This window comes from Streptomyces sp. MBT65 (assembly GCF_016612545.1).
Lineage (GTDB): Bacteria > Actinomycetota > Actinomycetes > Streptomycetales > Streptomycetaceae > Streptomyces.
Genome location: NZ_JAENRY010000277.1, coordinates 1 through 17,206, shown reverse-complemented (window position 1 = coordinate 17,206; position 17,206 = coordinate 1). Strand labels below are relative to the sequence as shown.

17 protein-coding genes and 1 pseudogene are annotated in these 17,206 nt (G+C 70.5%); 8 read left to right on the top strand and 10 right to left on the bottom strand.

Translation table 11 applies throughout. From position 1 onward, the window contains the following. Positions 1-484 (bottom strand): adenosylcobinamide-GDP ribazoletransferase (locus JHN63_RS40300; RefSeq protein WP_200690077.1); only part of this gene is annotated, 484 nt, incomplete at its 3' end. A gap of 60 nt (positions 485-544) precedes the next feature. Between JHN63_RS40300 and JHN63_RS40295 the strand changes: the two genes are divergently transcribed. Next, positions 545-1,312, top strand: a complete 768-nt coding sequence (locus JHN63_RS40295) for a hypothetical protein (protein ID WP_200690076.1) — start codon at positions 545-547, stop codon at positions 1,310-1,312. Between the two features lie 34 nt (positions 1,313-1,346). Here JHN63_RS40295 and JHN63_RS40290 read toward each other — a convergent pair whose 3' ends face one another. The 3 genes and pseudogenes from JHN63_RS40290 to cobT all read right to left on the bottom strand — a co-directional run. Beyond that, positions 1,347-2,033 (bottom strand): hypothetical protein, encoded by a 687-nt coding sequence (locus tag JHN63_RS40290; RefSeq protein ID WP_200690075.1) that lies wholly within the window; start codon positions 2,031-2,033, stop codon positions 1,347-1,349. Then, complete coding sequence (locus JHN63_RS40285) at positions 2,030-3,796, bottom strand: phosphatidylglycerol lysyltransferase domain-containing protein (RefSeq protein ID WP_200690074.1); 1,767 nt, start codon at positions 3,794-3,796, stop codon at positions 2,030-2,032. Before JHN63_RS40285 ends, JHN63_RS40290 begins: the two co-directional genes overlap by 4 nt. 454 nt (positions 3,797-4,250) lie before the next feature. Continuing rightward, a pseudogene (gene cobT, locus JHN63_RS40280) lies at positions 4,251-5,328 on the bottom strand (nicotinate-nucleotide--dimethylbenzimidazole phosphoribosyltransferase); the annotation flags it as partial. A gap of 138 nt (positions 5,329-5,466) precedes the next feature. On the opposite strand from cobT, the gene JHN63_RS40275 reads away from it, so the two are divergent. Then, the gene (locus JHN63_RS40275) at positions 5,467-6,000 is read left to right on the top strand and encodes a methyltransferase domain-containing protein (RefSeq protein ID WP_200690073.1); all 534 of its coding nucleotides are present in this window, start codon (positions 5,467-5,469) and stop codon (positions 5,998-6,000) included. On the opposite strand, the gene JHN63_RS40270 is transcribed toward JHN63_RS40275, so the two are convergent. Further along, positions 5,997-7,199, bottom strand: a complete 1,203-nt coding sequence (locus tag JHN63_RS40270) for a bifunctional adenosylcobinamide kinase/adenosylcobinamide-phosphate guanylyltransferase (protein ID WP_200690072.1) — start codon at positions 7,197-7,199, stop codon at positions 5,997-5,999. The genes JHN63_RS40275 and JHN63_RS40270 overlap by 4 nt on opposite strands. A 236-nt stretch (positions 7,200-7,435) precedes the next feature. Between JHN63_RS40270 and JHN63_RS40265 the strand changes: the two genes are divergently transcribed. Further along, positions 7,436-7,648, top strand: a complete 213-nt coding sequence (locus JHN63_RS40265; protein ID WP_200690071.1) for a hypothetical protein — start codon at positions 7,436-7,438, stop codon at positions 7,646-7,648. A gap of 78 nt (positions 7,649-7,726) precedes the next feature. Here JHN63_RS40265 and JHN63_RS40260 read toward each other — a convergent pair whose 3' ends face one another. From JHN63_RS40260 to JHN63_RS40250, 3 genes are all read right to left on the bottom strand, one after another. After that, a complete protein-coding gene (locus JHN63_RS40260; RefSeq protein WP_200690070.1) occupies positions 7,727-8,827 on the bottom strand; it encodes a S1C family serine protease in 1,101 nt (366 codons plus the stop codon). A 76-nt stretch (positions 8,828-8,903) separates the two neighbouring features. Then, positions 8,904-9,605 carry a bifunctional 2-polyprenyl-6-hydroxyphenol methylase/3-demethylubiquinol 3-O-methyltransferase UbiG gene (locus JHN63_RS40255; protein ID WP_200690069.1) on the bottom strand — a complete coding sequence of 234 codons (702 nt, stop codon included), beginning with the start codon at positions 9,603-9,605 and terminating at the stop codon, positions 8,904-8,906. An 83-nt stretch (positions 9,606-9,688) separates the two neighbouring features. Then, positions 9,689-10,312 carry a DUF3043 domain-containing protein gene (locus tag JHN63_RS40250; RefSeq protein WP_200690068.1) on the bottom strand — a complete coding sequence of 208 codons (624 nt, stop codon included), beginning with the start codon at positions 10,310-10,312 and terminating at the stop codon, positions 9,689-9,691. 274 nt (positions 10,313-10,586) lie between these two features. Here JHN63_RS40250 and JHN63_RS40245 point away from each other — a divergent pair, with 274 nt between their 5' ends. The 4 genes from JHN63_RS40245 (at position 10,587) to JHN63_RS40230 (ending at position 13,759) form a co-directional block, all read left to right on the top strand. Beyond that, positions 10,587-11,381, top strand: coding sequence for a PspA/IM30 family protein (locus JHN63_RS40245; protein ID WP_200690067.1), 795 nt, complete (start codon positions 10,587-10,589; stop codon positions 11,379-11,381). Positions 11,382-11,415: 34 nt separating this feature from the next. After that, complete coding sequence (locus tag JHN63_RS40240; RefSeq protein ID WP_200690066.1) at positions 11,416-11,694, top strand: hypothetical protein; 279 nt, start codon at positions 11,416-11,418, stop codon at positions 11,692-11,694. Between the two features lie 164 nt (positions 11,695-11,858). After that, entirely contained in the window at positions 11,859-13,079 is a 1,221-nt protein-coding gene (locus tag JHN63_RS40235) for a sensor histidine kinase (RefSeq protein ID WP_200690065.1), read from the top strand. Beyond that, positions 13,076-13,759 (top strand): response regulator transcription factor, encoded by a 684-nt coding sequence (locus JHN63_RS40230; RefSeq protein WP_200690064.1) that lies wholly within the window; start codon positions 13,076-13,078, stop codon positions 13,757-13,759. The genes JHN63_RS40235 and JHN63_RS40230 overlap by 4 nt, the downstream gene beginning before the upstream one ends. A 10-nt stretch (positions 13,760-13,769) precedes the next feature. On the opposite strand, the gene nadA is transcribed toward JHN63_RS40230, so the two are convergent. Beyond that, complete coding sequence (gene nadA, locus JHN63_RS40225; protein ID WP_200690063.1) at positions 13,770-14,954, bottom strand: quinolinate synthase NadA; 1,185 nt, start codon at positions 14,952-14,954, stop codon at positions 13,770-13,772. Between the two features lie 286 nt (positions 14,955-15,240). Between nadA and JHN63_RS40220 the strand changes: the two genes are divergently transcribed. Next, positions 15,241-15,597 carry an iron-sulfur cluster assembly accessory protein gene (locus JHN63_RS40220; RefSeq protein ID WP_019065032.1) on the top strand — a complete coding sequence of 119 codons (357 nt, stop codon included), beginning with the start codon at positions 15,241-15,243 and terminating at the stop codon, positions 15,595-15,597. A 130-nt stretch (positions 15,598-15,727) separates the two neighbouring features. Here JHN63_RS40220 and JHN63_RS40215 read toward each other — a convergent pair. Beyond that, positions 15,728-17,206 (bottom strand): hypothetical protein (locus tag JHN63_RS40215; RefSeq protein ID WP_234478418.1); only part of this gene is annotated, 1,479 nt, incomplete at its 5' end.

Below are 17,206 nucleotides of genomic sequence, written 5' to 3'. Positions count from 1 at the left end.
GGGCGGCCCAGGTCAACGCGAGCCGCGCGGCGATCGCGGAAACGATCGCCGCGCCCGCACCCCGGGCCCACGAGTCGTCGTAGAGCTGCGTCAGCACGGCCACCTGGGTCAGCAGGAGGAAGACGAGACTGAGCACGCCGAACGGCCCGATGTCCGACTGCTTCATGATCCGCAGCGCGTCCTCCGCGGGCTTTCCGCTCCCGAGCCCGTCGGCGGTGTCCGCGAGCCCGTCCAGGTGCAGGCCCCGGGTGAGGACGGCGGGCACGGCGACCGTGGCGATCGCGGCGAGCAGCGGGTCCGCGCCCAGGAAGAGGAGCAACAGTCCGAGCCCCGCGGCGCAGGAGCCGACGACCATCCCGACAACCGGCGCCGCCATCATTCCGGCACGCGCGGCCTCCCGGTCCCAGCGGGTGACCCTGACCGGGAGGACGGTCAGCGTGCCGAACGCGAAGCGGAGGCCGTCGAGGGGCGGGGTCTTGGACACCGGCGCAGGTTACCCGGCGGTCCGGGAAGCGCTGCCGGCGGCCATCGTTAAAGTGCACATATGGGACATTGGCTGCACCGCAACATCGTCGAGCCGGGCAAGCTGCCCCTGCTCCTCGCGCTCACCGCCTTCGTCCTGACCTTCCTCATCACCCGTGTCATCACCCGGCTGATCCGCGCGGGCAAGGGCCCCTTCGGCAACATCAAGGCCGGCGACGTGCACATCCACCACGTCGTCCCGGGGGTCGTCCTCACCGTGCTCGGCGGCTTCGGCGCGGTGGCCAGCACGCGCTACGGCGTCGGATCGGCGCTGTTCGCGATCGTCTTCGGGATCGGCGCGGGCCTGGTGCTCGACGAGTTCGCGCTGATCCTCTACCTCGACGACGTGTACTGGACCGAGGCGGGCCGCAAGAGCGTCGAGGCGGTCGTGCTCACGGCGGCCCTGGTCGGCTTCGTCCTCGCCGGTTTCTCGCCGTTCGGGGTCAACGACCTCACCGACTCCGAACTCCACGACCGGGCGAGCGTGATCGTGAGCGTCGCGGTGAACTTCTTCTTCTCCCTGATCGCCCTGAGCAAGGGCAAGGCCCGCATGGCGGTCTTCGGCGTGCTGGTCCCGCTGGTCGCCTTCATCGGCGCGGTCCGGCTGGCCCGCCCGGGCTCCCCCTGGGCCAAGCGCTTCTACCGCACCCGCCGCCACCGGGCCCGGGCCCGCTCCACGCTCCGCGCCTACCACCACGACCGCCGCTGGGCGGGCCCGCGCCGCGCCTTCCAGGACTGGATCGGGGGGAAGCCGGACCCGGTGCCGGTACAGATTCCTGGGCGGCGGTGAGAAGGGACAGGGTCCCCGGTGCAGTTGGGTGCCCTCACCGTGACAGCGGACCCGCCCCCGACCAGAACCCGCCTCGCCGGTGCCGTACCGCCGACACCAGACACAGCACCCCGACCGCGATGATCGCCGCGAGATGCTCCTTGCCCGCGAGGTTGCCCTTCAGCAGCACCTCGATCGCCATCGCGCCGGTCACCGCGAGCGCCGTCGCGTACGCGCCGTAGCGCCACGCGACGAACACCGCGAGGCCGACCACCGCGGCCGAGGGGCCCGTGTCCACGACCAGCCGGTCGGAGCTGGGCAGCCCGAACGGGTTGTCGAAGCCGAGCCAGATCCCCAGCCGCGCGTACAGCGTGCCGGCGAGGGTCGCGGCGTAGGCGATGACCAGGGTGCGCCAGCGGCCGAGGCAGATCTCCGCGATGCCGAAGACGAAGAGGATCTGGGCCAGGGCGCCCCACACGGGGAGGTCGAGGGCCGGTACGAAGAGGGAGAGCGGGGTGCGCAGGAGGGCCAGCCACAGCGGATCGACGGCCCGGACCGCGCCGGTGTCCTGCACGAACTGATAGCCCCACGACTGGTTCTGCACGAATTGAAGCACCGCCGTCAGCAGCACCGCCCCGATCGTCATCGGGATCGCCCGCCAGTGCCGCTTCAACAGCGGCTCGCGCACGGTGACGTAGAGCAGTCCCCATTCGGCGCGCATCCAGCGGGCGAGGCGGTTCATCTGTGCGTCTCCAGGTGCTTGCGGTGCAGCCACTTCGGCAGTCCCGGCGCCTCCAGGAACCCCTCCGCCCGCGCCGACGCGAGGCCGATGCGCAGCAGGTCCGCGCTCTTCTCGAAGAGCAGGAACCGGGGTTCCCAGATGGGCCGGTACTTGGCGTTGGCGCGGTACAGCGACTCGATCTGCCACCACCGGGAGAAGAAGCTGAGGAGTGACCTCCACAGCCGCAGCACCGGTCCGGCGCCGATCCGCGCCCCCCGTTCAAAGACCGAACGAAACATGGCGAAGTTGAGCGAAACCTGGGTGATTCCGATTTCCTGGGCGCGGCGGAGGAGTTCGATCACCATGAACTCCATGAGCCCGTTGTCGGAGTCGCGGTCGCGGCGCATCAGGTCGAGGGACAGCCCGTGCGGACCCCAGGGCACGAAGGACAGCACCGCCCTCAACTCGCCCTCCCCATCGGTGCATTCGAGCATCACGCACCGCCCGTCGTCGGGGTCCCCGAGCCGCCCCAGCGCCATGCTGAAGCCGCGCTCGGTGGCTCCGTCGCGCCAGTCGTCGGCGCGCTTCAGCAGATACGCCATCTCGTCCACCGGAATGTCCTCGTGGCGCCGGATCCGCACGGTGTACCCGGCGCGCTTCACCCGGTTGTAGGCCTGCCGTACGGTCCGCATGGCGCGTCCCTCCAGCGTGAACTCGGCGACCTCGACGAGGGCTTCGTCCCCGAGTTCGAGGGCGTCGAGCCCGTGCCGCGCGTAGACGGTGCCGGCTTCCTCGCTCGCTCCCATGACGGCCGGAATCCATCCGTGAACCCGCGCCTCCGCGAGCCACGGCTCGATCGCGCCGGGCCACGCCTCCGGGTCGCCGATCGGGTCACCGGACGCGAGGGACACCCCGCCGACGACCCGGTACGCGACGGCCGCCTTGCCGGTCGGCGACCACACCACGCTCTTCTCCCGGCGCAGCGCGAAGTACCCGAGCGAGTCCCGCTCGCCCTGACGCTCCAGCAGCGCCCGCAGCTTCTTCTCGTCGTCCTCGGTGAGCGGGTCGACGGCGCGCCGGGAGCGGAACGCGGCGTAGAACACGGCGAGGACCAGGACCGTGCTGAGGACGTTGATGGCGACGTTGGCCCAGTTCGGGGTCCAGATGCCGGGGAAGCGATTCTCCGGGGCGGCGATGGATACCAGTCGGAACGAGCCGTAGTGCCAGCGCTCCAGGAACGTCGAACGGGACGCGTCGTGCGCCTGGTTGGTGACCGTCACCAGGAGTGCGGCCAGCAGCGAGGCGACCAGGGTCCCGCCGACGGCGACGACGGCGGCGAGCCGGGGGTTGGACCGGTCGCCCTTCGCGTAGAACTCCCGTCGCCCCACCACCAGCGCGGCGACGAACGCGGCGGTCAGCCCCAGGGAGATCCAGTTCTGCGGGTACTGGCGGATCTCCTGGAACGACATGGCGAACCCGAACAGCGCGAGGAACAGCCCGCTGACCACCAGGTTCAGGATCCACGCGGCGCGTTTGCGGCGCCGCATGGTGATGGCGAGGAACGCCGTGAACACGCCGGAGGCGAAGCCGGCGGTCAGCAGATACGGCGTGAAGAAGTTCTCCTGGTTGTGCCGTCGTACGTCCTGCCCCAGCGAAACCCACGCCGCGCTGAGGAAGTTGATGAACGCGACGGCCCGCAGATACCAGACGGCGAAGGCCGCGGCCCGCCGCGAGGCGCCTGTGCTGTGACGTTCCTGAACGGGCCCGACCCGGACATCTCCCATGAAGGAGGATCATATGGGCGTTGTTGCGGCGAACAGTTCTTTTCCGTCGCCGCAACGATCACACCCGGGTCACACCCAGGTCACTCCTGGGGCTTCTCGACGTCGGCGGGCTTCTCGGCCTGCGCAGACTTCTCGATGCCGGCAGGCTTCTCGGCCTCGGCAGGCTTCTGCGCGTCGGCTGGTGTCCCGACGCCGACGGGCGTCTCCGCGTCGATCGGCGTCTCGGACTTGACCGGGTCCCCGGTCTTCTCCGGGCCTGCGGCCGGTTCCTGGCCTGCGGTCTTCTCCGGGCCGACGGCCGCCTCCGGCCTCGCGGCCTGTTCCGACCTCGCGGCGCTCTCCGGCTCTACGGCCCGCTCCGGACGGGCGGCACCCTCCGGCTCCGTAACAGAGACAGGCGGCTCCGCAGCAGCAACGGCCTCCACGGAAGAGGCGGGCTCCGCTGACTTCTCCGGCTCAGCCGACTCCTCCGGTTCCGCCAACTCGTCCCGCTTGAGCGGGAGTTCGGCCGCCAGCGCCGCCGCGGCCTGTACCAGGGGCAGGGCCAGCAGTGCTCCCGCGCCCTCGCCGACGGTCACGCCGTGGTCGAGGAGGGGTTCCAGGGCCATCCGGTCCAGGGCCTTCGCCTGGCCCGGCTCGCCGCTGTTCTGGCCGGCCAGCCACCAGTCCGGGGCCCGGAAGGCGACCCGCTGGCCCACCAGCGCGCACGCGGCGGCCACGACGCCGTCCAGGATCACCGGCAGCTTCCGTACGGCACTCTGCAACAGGAACCCGGTCATCGCGGCGAGGTCGGCCCCGCCCACCGTCGCCAGCAGCTGCAACTGGTCGCCCAGCACCGGCCGGGCCCGCCGCAGCGCGTCCCGGATCGCCGCGCACTTGCGCATCCACGCCAGGTCGTCGATCGCGAGGCCGCCCCGCCCGGTGACGACGGACGCGTCGGTGCCGCACAGCGCGGCGATCAGCACGGAGGCCGGGGTCGTACCGCCGACGCTCACATCACCGAGGACCACCAGATCCGTACCGGAGTCGGCTTCCTCGTTCGCGACGGCGACGCCCGCCTCGAACGCGGCCGTCGCCTCCTCCAGCGTCAGCGCGTCCTCGATGTCGATCCGCCCGCTGCCCCGCCGTACCCGGTGCTTCACGACCTCGTCCGGCAGCGAGCCCGGCTCGCAGTCCAGGGCCATGTCCACGATCCGTACCGGCACCCCGAGCCGCCGCGCGAGCACCGCCGCCGGGCTGCCGCCCTCCAGCACCGACCGCACCAACTCCCCGGCGCTGCCCGCCGGTCGGGCCGACACACCGAGTGCGGCGATCCCGTGGTCGCCCGCGAACAACACCACCCGCGGCCGCTCCACCGGCCGTACCGGTACGGCGCCCTGCGCCGCCGCCAACCACTCACCCAGGTCGTCGAGCCGCCCCAGCGACCCGGGCGGCACGATCTGACGTTCGCGGCGCGCCTCCGCGTCACGGCGTACACCGCCGTCGGGGCGCTCGATCAGATCGGTGAAGTCGTCGAGATTAAGCGAGCTCATTCGCCGAACAGTACCGGCAGCGATCGAACGCGACAGCGCCACATGGCCACCACGCGCCCCGGACGTCCTTGCCCTCAAGATCGGGATCCCGTACGTATCGTTTTGCACCGTATTGTCGTACGTCTCCGGGAGCCGCCCATGAACAGCCTGCGCACCCGCGTCAACACGCGCGTCAGCACCCTCGACGCGCGCCGCCGCCACCGCGCGCTGGCCCGCGCGATCCTGCGGCTCCTCCCCGAACCGGAGAGCTGGCTCGACGTCGGCACGGGCGACGCCCACTTCCCCGAGACGGCGAAGGAACTCTTCCCGTACACGTCCTTCGACGGTCTCGACCCCACCCCCCGAGTCGTCCGCGCCCGCGCCGCCGAACGCATCGAGGAGGCCCACGCGGGCCATCTGACGGACCCGCACATCACCTCCGCCCTCCAGGCCCGCTACGACGTCGTCACCCTCCTCCGGGACCGATCGCCCGCCCCCGACCCCGCCGCCGAACTCCGCGCCGCCCTCACCGTCCTGCGCCCCGGCGGCCTCCTCCTGCTGGAAGGCAACCCGGACCACCTGCGCACCCAACTGGAGCCCCACGACTGCGAGTTCGTCACGGAAGCCCGCCGGGTCCCGGACCGCTTCCCGCCCCCGCGACGCCTGATCGCCCGCAGAAAACAGCAGCCCTAGCCGCGCAGGGCGAGCGCCTGCCCCGCCACCACCAGCAACACGTGCTCGCACTCACCGGCGACCGCGGCGTTCAACCGCCCCAGCTCGTCCCGGTACCGGCGCCCGGACGCGGTCGCCGGCACGATCCCCGAACCCACCTCGTTCGACACGGCGACCAGGGTTCGCCGCGTGGCCCGCACCGCCGCCGTCAACTCCCTTACCCGCTCCCGCAGTTGCTTCTCCCCGCCGTCCCCCCACTCCGTGTCGTCCCACGCCCCCACGGAGTCCATGGCGTCCGTCAGCCACAGCGACAGACAGTCGATGAGCAACGGCGGCCCGTCCTCCGCCAGCAACGGCACCAGGTCGCACGTCTCCGCCGTACGCCACGACCCCGGCCGCCGCTCCCGGTGCGCGGAGACCCGGGAGGCCCACTCGGTGTCCCCGTTGCGCGAGCCGCCGGTCGCGACGTACAGCACATCGGGGAACGCCTCCAGCCGCCGCTCCGCCTCGACCGACTTCCCGGACCGCGCCCCGCCCAGCACCAGCGTCCGCCGCGGCACATCCGGCACGTCCTCGTACACCCCCACGGTCAAGGTCGTCCCGTCCGGCACGGCCCGCGCCCCCACGGCGGCCAGCCGCCGCGTCAACTCGGCCCCCGGCGCCACGTCATGATCGAGATGTACGGCGATGACATCCGTCGCGGGCCCCATCGCCCCCACCGCCCGCAGCTTGGCCAGCGCGTCCGGCCGCCCCACGACATCGGCGAGCACCATGTCGTACGAGGGGACGGCCCCCTCCTCCAACCCGGCCGGCGCACCCCCCGGCGGCAGATACAGCACCCGCTGCCCGTCCGGGCCGGTGACCGCGTACCCGGTACCGGGCGCGTCCATCGCCACCGCCCGCACCCGATGCCCCGTCAACAACGCCAACTCCCGCCCGTCCGGCACCCGCCCCGGCTGCGGCAGCCCCGCCGGCACCTCCACGGCGGGCCCGTCGTGCGGATGCGACAACAGCACCTGCCGTACGCCCCCGAGCGAATGCCCGGCCCGAGCCGCGGCGAAGGCCGCACCAGGCGTCAGATCGAGCAACAACGTCCCGTCGACGAGCACGGCGGTCGCGGCCCGCGCGTCCACCCCGAGCGACAAGGCGCAGGCAGCGCAGGGGCAGTCGGGCTGCGGGAGTCCAGCGGGGGCACCGGTGCCGAGCAGAGTCAGTTCCACAGGTTCGATTTTCACCGGTCACCCATGAACATGCGCGCCTTGGTCTCACCTGAGGGGCGCGGGACTGTGACATATGCGGCTCCGCCGCGTGGGCGCAACCAGCCCCACCAACCCGCATCCGACCGAATATCCGCAGCTCACCCCCCACTAACCCAGCGGAGCGAATAGGCTGCTCAGCAGAAGCCGGACCAAGATCCGGCTTCTGCTCTGCACGCGCTCAGACTTTGGAGGCGTAGATGGCGGCATGGATCTGGCGGTTCGAGAAGTCCGACGGGACCGAGGTCGAACCCGCGGTCACGCCGGAGGAGTTCACCACACAGGGGGACGCGGAGTCCTGGCTCGGCGAAGTGTGGAAGGAACTCGTCGCGGGCGGCGCGGACCAGGTGTTCCTCTCCGAGGACGACACACAGATCTACGGTCCGATGAGCCTCCACGCCGAGGACGCCTGACCCGTCGTAGGAGCAGGACAGCGCGGGTGGGGGCGGCCGGAGAAGGCACCGGCCGCCCTCACCTCGTTCCCGGCGGGGCTACTGCTCGCCCAGCGTCACATCGACCTTCTTGGACGCCCCGTTCCGCGAGTACGTCACCGTCGTCTTCTGCCCCGGCTTGTCGGCCGCCAGCGCCTCCGACAACGAGGTGATCGTGGTGATGTCCGTGTCGCCGAGCCGCGTGATGATGTCGCCGGCCCGGATGCCGGCCTTGTCGGCGGCCCCGCCGCTCTTCACCTCGACCACGGCGACCCCGGCGGCCTGGTAGCTGTCGTCGACGACCGTTCGGGCGGTGATCCCGAGCGCGGCCCGCCCCGAGTCGGTGACCTTGCCGTCCTTGACGATCTGGTCGGCGACCGTCTTCACCATCGAGGACGGGATCGCGAACCCGATACCGGGCGCGGCACCGCCCCCGAAGTTGGGGTCGGTCGCGGCGAGGGTCGGGATGCCGATGACCTGCCCGTTCAGATTGACGAGCGCGCCCCCGCTGTTGCCGGGGTTGATCGCGGCCGAGGTCTGCACCATGTTGGCGATGGTCGCGCCCGTACCTCCCCCGGTACTGCCCTCGCTGACGGTCCGTCCGGTCGCCGACACGATGCCCTGCGTCACGCTGGACGACAGCCCCAGCGGTGAGCCCATGGCGAGGACGATCTGCCCCACCTCGACCTTGGAGGAGTCGGCGAAGGTCGCCGCCTTCAGCCCGTCCGGCACCTTGTCCAGCTTGACGACGGCCAGGTCCTGCGCGGGATACGAGTACACGAGCTGGGCGGTGAGCACGTCCTCGCTGTTCGCGGTGGTCACCTTGAAGGTCTTCTCGTCCCCGACGACGTGCGCGTTGGTGACGATGTGCCCCTGGTCGTCGTACACGACCCCCGACCCCAGATCACTGCTGGCCTGGATCTGCACGACCGACGGCAGGACCTCCTTGATCACCTTCAGGTAGTCGTTCTGGAGATCATCGCTGGCCATGGGCACGGCGGCCTGGGCGGTCGTGGCGCCCTTCTTCGACGAGGACGACGAGGACGACGAGGACGACGACCCGGAGTCGGCACATCCGGCGACCAACGCGAGCGAACAGGCGAGAGAGGCGAGGAGAGCCACGGGCCGGAGGACACGGCTACGGGTACGGGGAGAGTCCATACGCCGAGTGTCTCTTTGGGGTGAATATCCGGCTTGTACTGCTGACCCGAACGGGCCCCGGGTCAGGGGCGCGCCGTCAGCCCCGCACGCCGCACAGATGCAGCAGCGCCGCCACCGCCCGATACGGATCCGTCCGCCCGGCCCGCTCCTCGGCGGCCAGCAGCGACTCGACGTCCGCCGGGATCTCGACCCCTTCGGGAGCGGTGTCGGTGAAGACCCGCACGCCGTACCAGGCCTGAAGCGGCGCCCCGATCCCCGCCAGCGTCGCGGTGAGCGTGTCCAGCCGGTCGGCCCGCACATCGAGGCCCAGCCGGTTGCGGTACGCCGTCGAGTCGAACGCGGCGAGCGCGCCCGCCCAGTCCCAGGACAGTCCGGGCCGCATCGCCAGCGCGTCGGCGTTCCGTACGAGCAGCGACAGCAGCCCGCCCGGCGCCAGCATCCGGGCAAGCCCCGCGAGCAGCGGGTCGGGCTCGGATACGTACATGAGTACGCCATGGCAGAGCACGACGTCGAAACTGCCCGGGAGGAAGTGCACGCCCGTGTCCCGGCCGTCGCCCTCGATGATCCGCACCCGCTCCCGGATGCCCTCGGGCTCGCCGGACAGCGCCTCACGGGCCGCGGCGACCATCTTCGGCTCCTGTTCGAGCCCGGTCACCTGATGCCCGGCCCGGGCCAGCCGCAGCGCCTGCGTGCCCTGGCCCATCCCGACGTCGAGCACCCGCAGCCGCTGTCCGACCGGATACCGGCCGGCTATCTGCTCGTCGAGCTGCCGGGCCACCAGCTCCTGTCGTACGACATCCCGCAGCCCGCCCAGCCTGCTCAGCCAGGCATCCGCCGCGCCCCCGGAGAAGGAATCCGCGCTCAGGGCCGCTCTCCGCGCTTGACCTGCGGCTTCGGCAGCCGGAGTCGACGCATCTGGAGGGAGCGCATCAGGGCGTAACGGACCGAGCCCTTGGTGCTCTGGCCCGGGAAGCGCTCGGAGAGCAGCTTGCGCAGCCGGAACGCGCTCCAGAAGGAGTCGACCACGATCAGGATGATCACCACGAGCCACAGCAGCAGCGCGATGTTCTGCAGCGCGGGCATCTGCACCACGCTGAGCACGAGGATCACCACGGCCAGCGGCAGGAAGAACTCGGCGATGTTGACGCGCGAGTCCACGTAGTCACGCGCGAACTTGCGGACCGGGCCCTTGTCGCGGGCCGGCAGATACCGCTCGTCGCCGGTGGCCAGCGCGGTGCGCTGGCGCTCCATCTGCGCACGGCGCTCGTCGCGCTGACGCTTGGAGGCGTCCTTCCGCGTCATCGAGGTGTTGGCGACGCTGCGGCGCTGAGTCTGTGACTCACTGCGCTTGGGCGTGGGCCGACCCTTCGGGGCCTGCGGGTCTCGGGGCTGCTTGGAGTCGGTCAGCGACACCTTGTCGGTGGGCGCTGCCTTCTCTTCCTTGGCACGGCTACGGAACACAAAACCCAAGGGTAAGGGGTCCATGGGGTTGGACCCCAGTCCGGTGGGGAACGATCCGGCAACACCAGTCGTCTGTACGGGACAAGGGGGACGTCGCAGACGGTCGACTTCAGGGTCGACTCCGGGGCGTTACCCGGGGAACACCTACTCCTTACGCCGGAGCGGGACCGTAGGCAGTCGTCCTTGGGGATGAGCGCATCCGTCCCCGAACAGTGCGGTAATGGATGCAGGGCCCGTACTGTGGGTTCTGTTGCAGTCGCTGGAGCTGGAGTCCGTCAGAAGGGGGCGCGCGAAGCCCATGAGCGGTGTCATGAAGCGTATGGGGATGATCTTCCGCGCGAAGGCGAACAAGGCCCTTGACCGGGCCGAGGACCCGCGCGAAACCCTCGATTACTCGTACCAGAAGCAGCTGGAGCTGCTTCAGAAGGTGCGCCGGGGTGTGGCCGACGTCGCCACGTCACGCAAGCGTCTGGAGCTCCAGCTCAACCAGTTGCAGTCGCAGTCCTCGAAGCTGGAGGACCAGGGCCGCAAGGCGCTCGCGCTGGGCCGTGAGGACCTGGCCCGCGAGGCGCTCTCGCGCCGGGCCGCGCTCCAGCAGCAGGTGACGGACCTGGAGACGCAGCACACCACGCTCCAGGGCGAGGAGGAGAAGCTCACCCTCGCGGCCCAGCGCCTCCAGGCCAAGGTGGACGCCTTCCGTACGAAGAAGGAGACCATCAAGGCCACCTACACGGCGGCCCAGGCACAGACCCGGATCGGCGAGGCCTTCAGCGGCATCTCCGAGGAGATGGGCGATGTCGGGCTTGCCATCCAGCGCGCCGAGGACAAGACCCAGCAGCTCCAGGCCCGCGCCGGCGCGATCGACGAGCTGCTCGCCTCCGGCGCCCTGGACGACCCGACCGGCATGGCCAAGGACGACATCCAGGCCGAGCTGGAACGGCTGTCGGGTGGTACGGATGTAGAGCTGGAACTTCAGCGCATGAAGGCGGAGCTGGCCGGAGGTTCGTCCGCTCAGCAGCAGGCGATCGAGGGCGGCACCGACAAGGCGCAGTCCCAGCAGCCGAAGGACGCTCCGCGCTTCGACAAGCAGTGACGTGATGTGACGGCCCACGCCTGAGGAGGGCGACATGATCGTACGGATCATGGGGGAGGGGCAGGTGAGGCTGGCCGACAGCCACCTCACCGAGCTGAACAAGCTGGACGACGTACTCCTGACGGAAGTACAGAACGGCGACGGCCCGGCTTTCCGCGAGACCCTCCAGGCTCTCCTGGCCAAGGTCCGCGAACTGGGCGACCCCCTCCCGGACGACTCCCTGGAGCCGTCGGAACTCATCCTCCCGTCGCCGGACGCGTCACTGGAGGAGGTCCGGGACCTGCTGAGCGACGACGGCTTGATCCCGGGGTGACAGCGGTGGTCGGTCGTGGTTGTGCGGTCATGTGCTTCTCGGCCATGGTCTTTCAGCGCGGGCCGGCACCATCCAGCCCGTCCGGCGTTTGAGGACGAGGCCCCTCAAGGGCCGAAGGGGGTCTGGGGGCTCAGCCCCCAGGAGGGACGCCGTACGGTGCCAGGATGAGCGCTTTCGACCGAGCCCGCTGCCAAGCGAATGCACACCCCTCGGCGCTGGACGTGGCCCTCGCCGGCGCGGTGCTCGTCTGCATGGTCGCCGGATCCTTCGTGGACCCCCACGGGGACAACGGCGTCAGCTGGGGCATCCGCACCCCCGATCCGCTCAGCCTGATCCTGATGGTGGTCGGCGCCGCCGCGCTGATCAAGCGCCGCCGCGCCCCCATGCTGGTGCTCGCCGTCACGGCCACCGCGTCCCTCGTCGAGAGCGTGACCAGCGACCCCCGCGCCCCGGTCGCGATGTGCGCGGTGGTCGCCCTGTTCACCGTCGCCGTCAGCACCGACCGCTCCACCACCTGGCGCGTCGCCCTGCTCACGATGACCGTGCTGACCGGCGCCGCGATGCTCGGCGGCCCCCTCCCGTGGTACGCCCAGGAGAACCTCGGCATCTTCGCCTGGACCGGCATGGCGGCCGCCGCCGGCGACGCCGTACGCAGCCGTAAGGAATTCGTGCACGCCATCCGCGAGCGCGCCGAACGGGCCGAGCGCACCCGCGAGGAGGAGGCCCGCCGAAGGGTCGCCGAGGAACGGCTGCGCATCGCCCGGGACCTGCACGACGTGGTCGCCCACCACATCGCCCTGGTCAACGTGCAGGCCGGAGTCGCCGCGCACGTCATGGACAAGCGGCCCGACCAGGCCAAGGAGGCCCTCGCGCACGTACGCGAGGCCAGCCGCTCCGCGCTCAACGAACTCCGCGCCACCGTCGGCCTGTTGCGCCAGTCCGGCGACCCCGAGGCGCCCACCGAACCGGCCCCGGGCCTCGACCGCCTCGAAGAACTCGCCGGCACCTTCCGCAGCGCCGGCCTCCAGGTCCTGGTCGCCCGCGCCGACAACGGCACCACCCTCCCCGCCGCCGTCGACCTGGCCGCCTACCGCGTCATCCAGGAAGCCCTCACCAACGTGCAGAAACACGCCGGTACGGAGGCGAAGGCCGAGGTCAGCGTCGTCCGCGTGGGCCCGAACGTCGAGGTCACCGTCCTCGACAACGGCTCCGGCGAGGACCACGACCCCGACTCCGGCGGCGGCCACGGCCTACTCGGCATGCGCGAGCGCGTCACCGCCCTGCGCGGCACCCTCACCACCGGTCCCCGGTACGGAGGCGGCTTCCGCGTCCATGCGATCCTGCCGGTCAAGACCCGCCCACGCGCCTCGGGGGACCCCGTATGACGACGATCCGTGTCCTGCTCGCCGACGACCAGGCCCTGCTGCGCAGCGCCTTCCGCGTACTCGTCGACTCGGAGCCCGACATGGAGGTCGTGGGAGAGGCTGCGGACGGTGCGCAGGCCGTACGGCTGGCGAAGGAGGAGCGGGCCGACGTCGTGCTGATGGACATCCGCATGCCCGGCACGGACGGTCTCGCGGCCACCCGCATGATCAGCGCCGACCCGTCGCTGGCCCATGTCCGGGTCGTCATACTGACGACCTTCGAGGTCGACGACTACGTGGTCCAGTCGCTGCGCGCGGGCGCGTCCGGCTTCCTCGGCAAGGGCTCGGAACCCGAGGAATTGCTCAGCGCGATCAGGGTCGCCGCAGCCGGAGAAGCCCTGCTGTCTCCCGTGGCCACCAAGGGCCTGATCGCCCGTTTCCTCGCCCAGGGCGACCTGGACGACGACCGCGACCCGGCCCGCGCCGAACGCCTCGAAGCCCTCACCGTGCGCGAACGCGAGGTCCTCGTCCAGGTCGCCGGCGGCTTCTCGAACGACGAGATCGCCGAACGCCTGGAGGTCAGCCCGCTGACGGTGAAGACCCACGTCAACCGCGCCATGTCCAAACTGGGCGCCCGCGACCGGGCCCAACTCGTCGTCATCGCCTACGAGTCGGGCCTGGTCCGGCCGCGGGTGGAGTAGCCCGGTACGGCTACGGCAGCGCCAGCATCCGCTCCAGCGCGAGCTTGGCGAACGCCTCCGTCTCCTTGTCCACCTCGATGCGGTTGACCAGGTTGCCCTCGGCGAGGGACTCCAGGGTCCAGACCAGGTGGGGGAGGTCGATGCGGTTCATCGTCGAGCAGAAGCAGACCGTCTTGTCGAGGAAGACGATCTCCTTGCCCTCGGGCGCGAAACGGTTCGCGAGCCGTCGTACGAGATTCAGCTCGGTGCCGATGGCCCACTTGGAACCGGCCGGGGCCGCCTCAAGTGCCTTGATGATGTACTCGGTTGAGCCGACGTAGTCCGCCGCGCTCACGACCTCGTTCTTGCACTCGGGGTGCACGAGGACGTTGACACCCGGGATCCGGGCCCGTACGTCCTCCACCGACTCCAGCGAGAAGCGGCCGTGCACCGAGCAGTGCCCGCGCCACAGGATCATCTTGGCGGCCCTCAACTGCTCAACGGTGAGGCCCCCGTTGGGCTTGTGCGGGTTGTAGAGGACGCAGTCCTCCAGGCTCATGCCCAGGTCGCGGACGGCCGTGTTGCGCCCGAGGTGCTGGTCGGGCAGGAACAGCACCTGCTCGCCCTGCTCGAAGGCCCACTCAAGGGCCCGCTCGGCGTTCGAGGAGGTGCAGATCGTGCCGCCGTGCTTGCCCGTGAACGCCTTGATGTCGGCGGACGAGTTCATGTACGACACCGGCACGACCCGCTCGGCTATGCCGGCGTCGGTCAGCACGTCCCAGCACTCGGCGACCTGCTCGGCGGTGGCCATGTCGGCCATCGAGCAGCCGGCCGCGAGGTCCGGCAGGACGACCTTCTGCTCGTCGCCGGTCAGGATGTCCGCGGACTCCGCCATGAAGTGCACACCGCAGAACACGATGTACTCGGCCTCCGGGCGCGCGGCCGCGTCCCGGGCCAGCTTGAAGGAGTCGCCCGTGACATCGGCGAACTGGATGACCTCGTCGCGCTGGTAGTGGTGGCCGAGCACGAAGACCTTGTCGCCGAGCTTCTCCTTGGCGGCGCGGGCCCGCTCGACCAGGTCCGGGTCGGACGGCGAGGGCAGGTCGCCGGGGCATTCGACACCGCGCTCGCTCCTCGGGTCGGCCTCACGGCCGAGCAGCAGCAGGGCGAGGGGCGTCGGCTGAACGTCGAGCTCCTGGGTCTGGGCGGTGGTCACGACACGCACCCTTTCTGTTCTGACAGACAAGCCTTTTCGTCGAATTGACGTTATCTATCATAACTGCTTCACGTCAGTTTGACGATGCCCATAGCGTCGATGTGACATCAATCCCGGCGGTCGCTCGATACGCGCCCGGCGAGGGGCCTTGCGGGGGTGTGCGAGCATGGATGGGAGAGCAGAAGAGATACAGGCGAAAAGAACGCCACCCGGCCCGGAATGAATCCGCGGTCACGCCGGTTGAAATGTCGGCAAGCAGTCTCCGTACAACCCGGGAGAGATGTAGATGTCCGTATCGGACGAGACCAGCACCGTCACCGACGGCATCCTTCTGTCCGACGCCGCCGCGGCGAAGGTCAAGGCCCTGCTCGACCAGGAAGGCCGTGAGGATCTGGCCCTGCGTGTCGCCGTCCAGCCCGGCGGCTGCTCCGGCCTGCGTTACCAGCTCTTCTTCGACGAGCGCTCCCTCGACGGCGATGTCGTCAAGGACTTCGGCGGCGTCAAGGTCGTCACCGACCGGATGAGCGCCCCGTACCTGGGCGGCGCCTCCATCGACTTCGTCGACACCATCGAGAAGCAGGGCTTCACCATCGACAACCCGAACGCGACGGGCTCCTGCGCCTGCGGCGACTCGTTCAGCTAAACCCCGCACGGCGGTTGAGCAACCCCGCAAGGCGGTTGAGCAAGGCGAAGGCGGCGGCCCCCTCCGACAGGGTCGCCGCCTTCGGGCTTTTCCGGTGCCCGCGAGGGCTGGTTCGGTCCCCGTACGACGCTCAGCGGGCCAGTGAGGGTCCTGCCCCCACCTCCACCTTCTGCTCCACGGGGATCTTCGTGCCGTCCGGCCCCACGACCGCCCGGTCACCGAGCGGCGCCTTCAACTGCACGGTCTGGTGGTACATCTTGGCGATCAGGATGCAGACCTTGTCCGGCCAGGGCGTGGCGGTCACCGTGACCGTCACCTTGTCCGAACTCTCCACGGCCGACACCTTGTAGTCGTCGCACACCCCGCCGGTGAAGGCCACGGTGAGACCCTTCCCGTCGGCCTTGTAACCGTCCGCCTTGACGTCGTGCGGCGCCGCGGTGGACGTCGAACTCGCCGTAGGAGTGGGCGTGTCGGCCGAGGCCAGATACGTCGGGTCGATCGCCGGATACGTCACGGTGTAGTTGTCCTGCCCGCTCGACCCGCGCACCTCGAACAGCCACGACGGCACCAGAGTCTGCCGCCCGCTCACGGAGTGCACGGCGAGCCCGAACACCGCGTCCTCGACGGTGGCCGCGGCCTGTGTGGGCGTCGCGGAGGCCGAGGCGGCGTCGGTGGCCTGTCCGCAGGGCGCCTCCAGCCGGTCCTTGAGCGGTACGGGACTGGCGCAGCCGCCGATGCCCATACGGTGATCGGTCTTCGGCGCCGCGTTCATCAGGCCCAGCGTCTTGTCCGCGCTCAGTACGGGATAGACGTCACCCTTCACGGGCTCCGCCAACTGTCCGCTCCCGCCGACCACTTCACCCTGGGCGCTGACGGTGAGCCCGGTGGTCCACCCCTGTGTGGGCAGCCCGTCGATCACCGGCTCGGCGTTCACCATCCGCTGCGCGCCCATGAGTTGGCTCGCGTCGACCTTCGCGTCGTCCTGGCCGACGGCCTTGAGGATCGGGGCGGCGGCCTTCTTGGCCACGGCCGCGCTCACCGGGGTGGTGGTCGAAGTGCCGGGATCGTGCGTGCACTTGGCGGTGCCGCCGGTGCAGCTGTCGGTGCCGGGGGCGTAGCGGCTGAACGTCCACATGCCCGGCGCCGCCTTGTTCACCTGCAGACTCGGACCGCTCGCGTCCTGGCCGCCCACCTTCCAGTACACCCCCTCGGCGACCGGTGTCCCCACGACACCGAGGGCCCTCGCGAGCCGGGCGACATCGTCCTTGGTGACCGAACCCTCGGGAGAGTAGACGGCGGCGGACTTCGGCCCACCGGGCAGCGTGCCCGCCGCGCGGTACGTCTGACCGTACGGATTCGGCTCCCCGACCGCGATCCCACCGGTGCCGCCCGCGGAGTACCCGTCGAGCGCTAGCGGCGGCGGAGTCCCGTCCGCACCGGAGGCCGTAGACCCCGTCCCGTCCCCTGAACCTCCGGACGACGACGAGGACGACGCGAGATACGCCCCACCACCTCCGACGAGCAGCACGGCGGCGGCGACGGAGGCGATGACGAGGGGGGAGCGGGATCGGGTGGGGTGCCTGTCGTCGGGGTCGGATTCGGGGGAGTG

Coding starts and splice junctions, on each gene's coding strand:
- JHN63_RS40240 (WP_200690066.1), top strand. CDS start 11,416: ATGATCGTACGGATCATGGGGGAGGGGCAGGTGAGGCTGGCCGACAGC.
- JHN63_RS40260 (WP_200690070.1), bottom strand. CDS start 8,827: ATGGACTCTCCCCGTACCCGTAGCCGTGTCCTCCGGCCCGTGGCTCTC.
- JHN63_RS40245 (WP_200690067.1), top strand. CDS start 10,587: ATGAGCGGTGTCATGAAGCGTATGGGGATGATCTTCCGCGCGAAGGCG.
- JHN63_RS40275 (WP_200690073.1), top strand. CDS start 5,467: ATGAACAGCCTGCGCACCCGCGTCAACACGCGCGTCAGCACCCTCGAC.
- JHN63_RS40295 (WP_200690076.1), top strand. CDS start 545: ATGGGACATTGGCTGCACCGCAACATCGTCGAGCCGGGCAAGCTGCCC.
- JHN63_RS40250 (WP_200690068.1), bottom strand. CDS start 10,312: ATGGACCCCTTACCCTTGGGTTTTGTGTTCCGTAGCCGTGCCAAGGAA.
- JHN63_RS40220 (WP_019065032.1), top strand. CDS start 15,241: ATGTCCGTATCGGACGAGACCAGCACCGTCACCGACGGCATCCTTCTG.
- JHN63_RS40285 (WP_200690074.1), bottom strand. CDS start 3,796: ATGGGAGATGTCCGGGTCGGGCCCGTTCAGGAACGTCACAGCACAGGC.
- JHN63_RS40230 (WP_200690064.1), top strand. CDS start 13,076: ATGACGACGATCCGTGTCCTGCTCGCCGACGACCAGGCCCTGCTGCGC.
- JHN63_RS40265 (WP_200690071.1), top strand. CDS start 7,436: ATGGCGGCATGGATCTGGCGGTTCGAGAAGTCCGACGGGACCGAGGTC.
- JHN63_RS40290 (WP_200690075.1), bottom strand. CDS start 2,033: ATGAACCGCCTCGCCCGCTGGATGCGCGCCGAATGGGGACTGCTCTAC.
- JHN63_RS40235 (WP_200690065.1), top strand. CDS start 11,859: ATGAGCGCTTTCGACCGAGCCCGCTGCCAAGCGAATGCACACCCCTCG.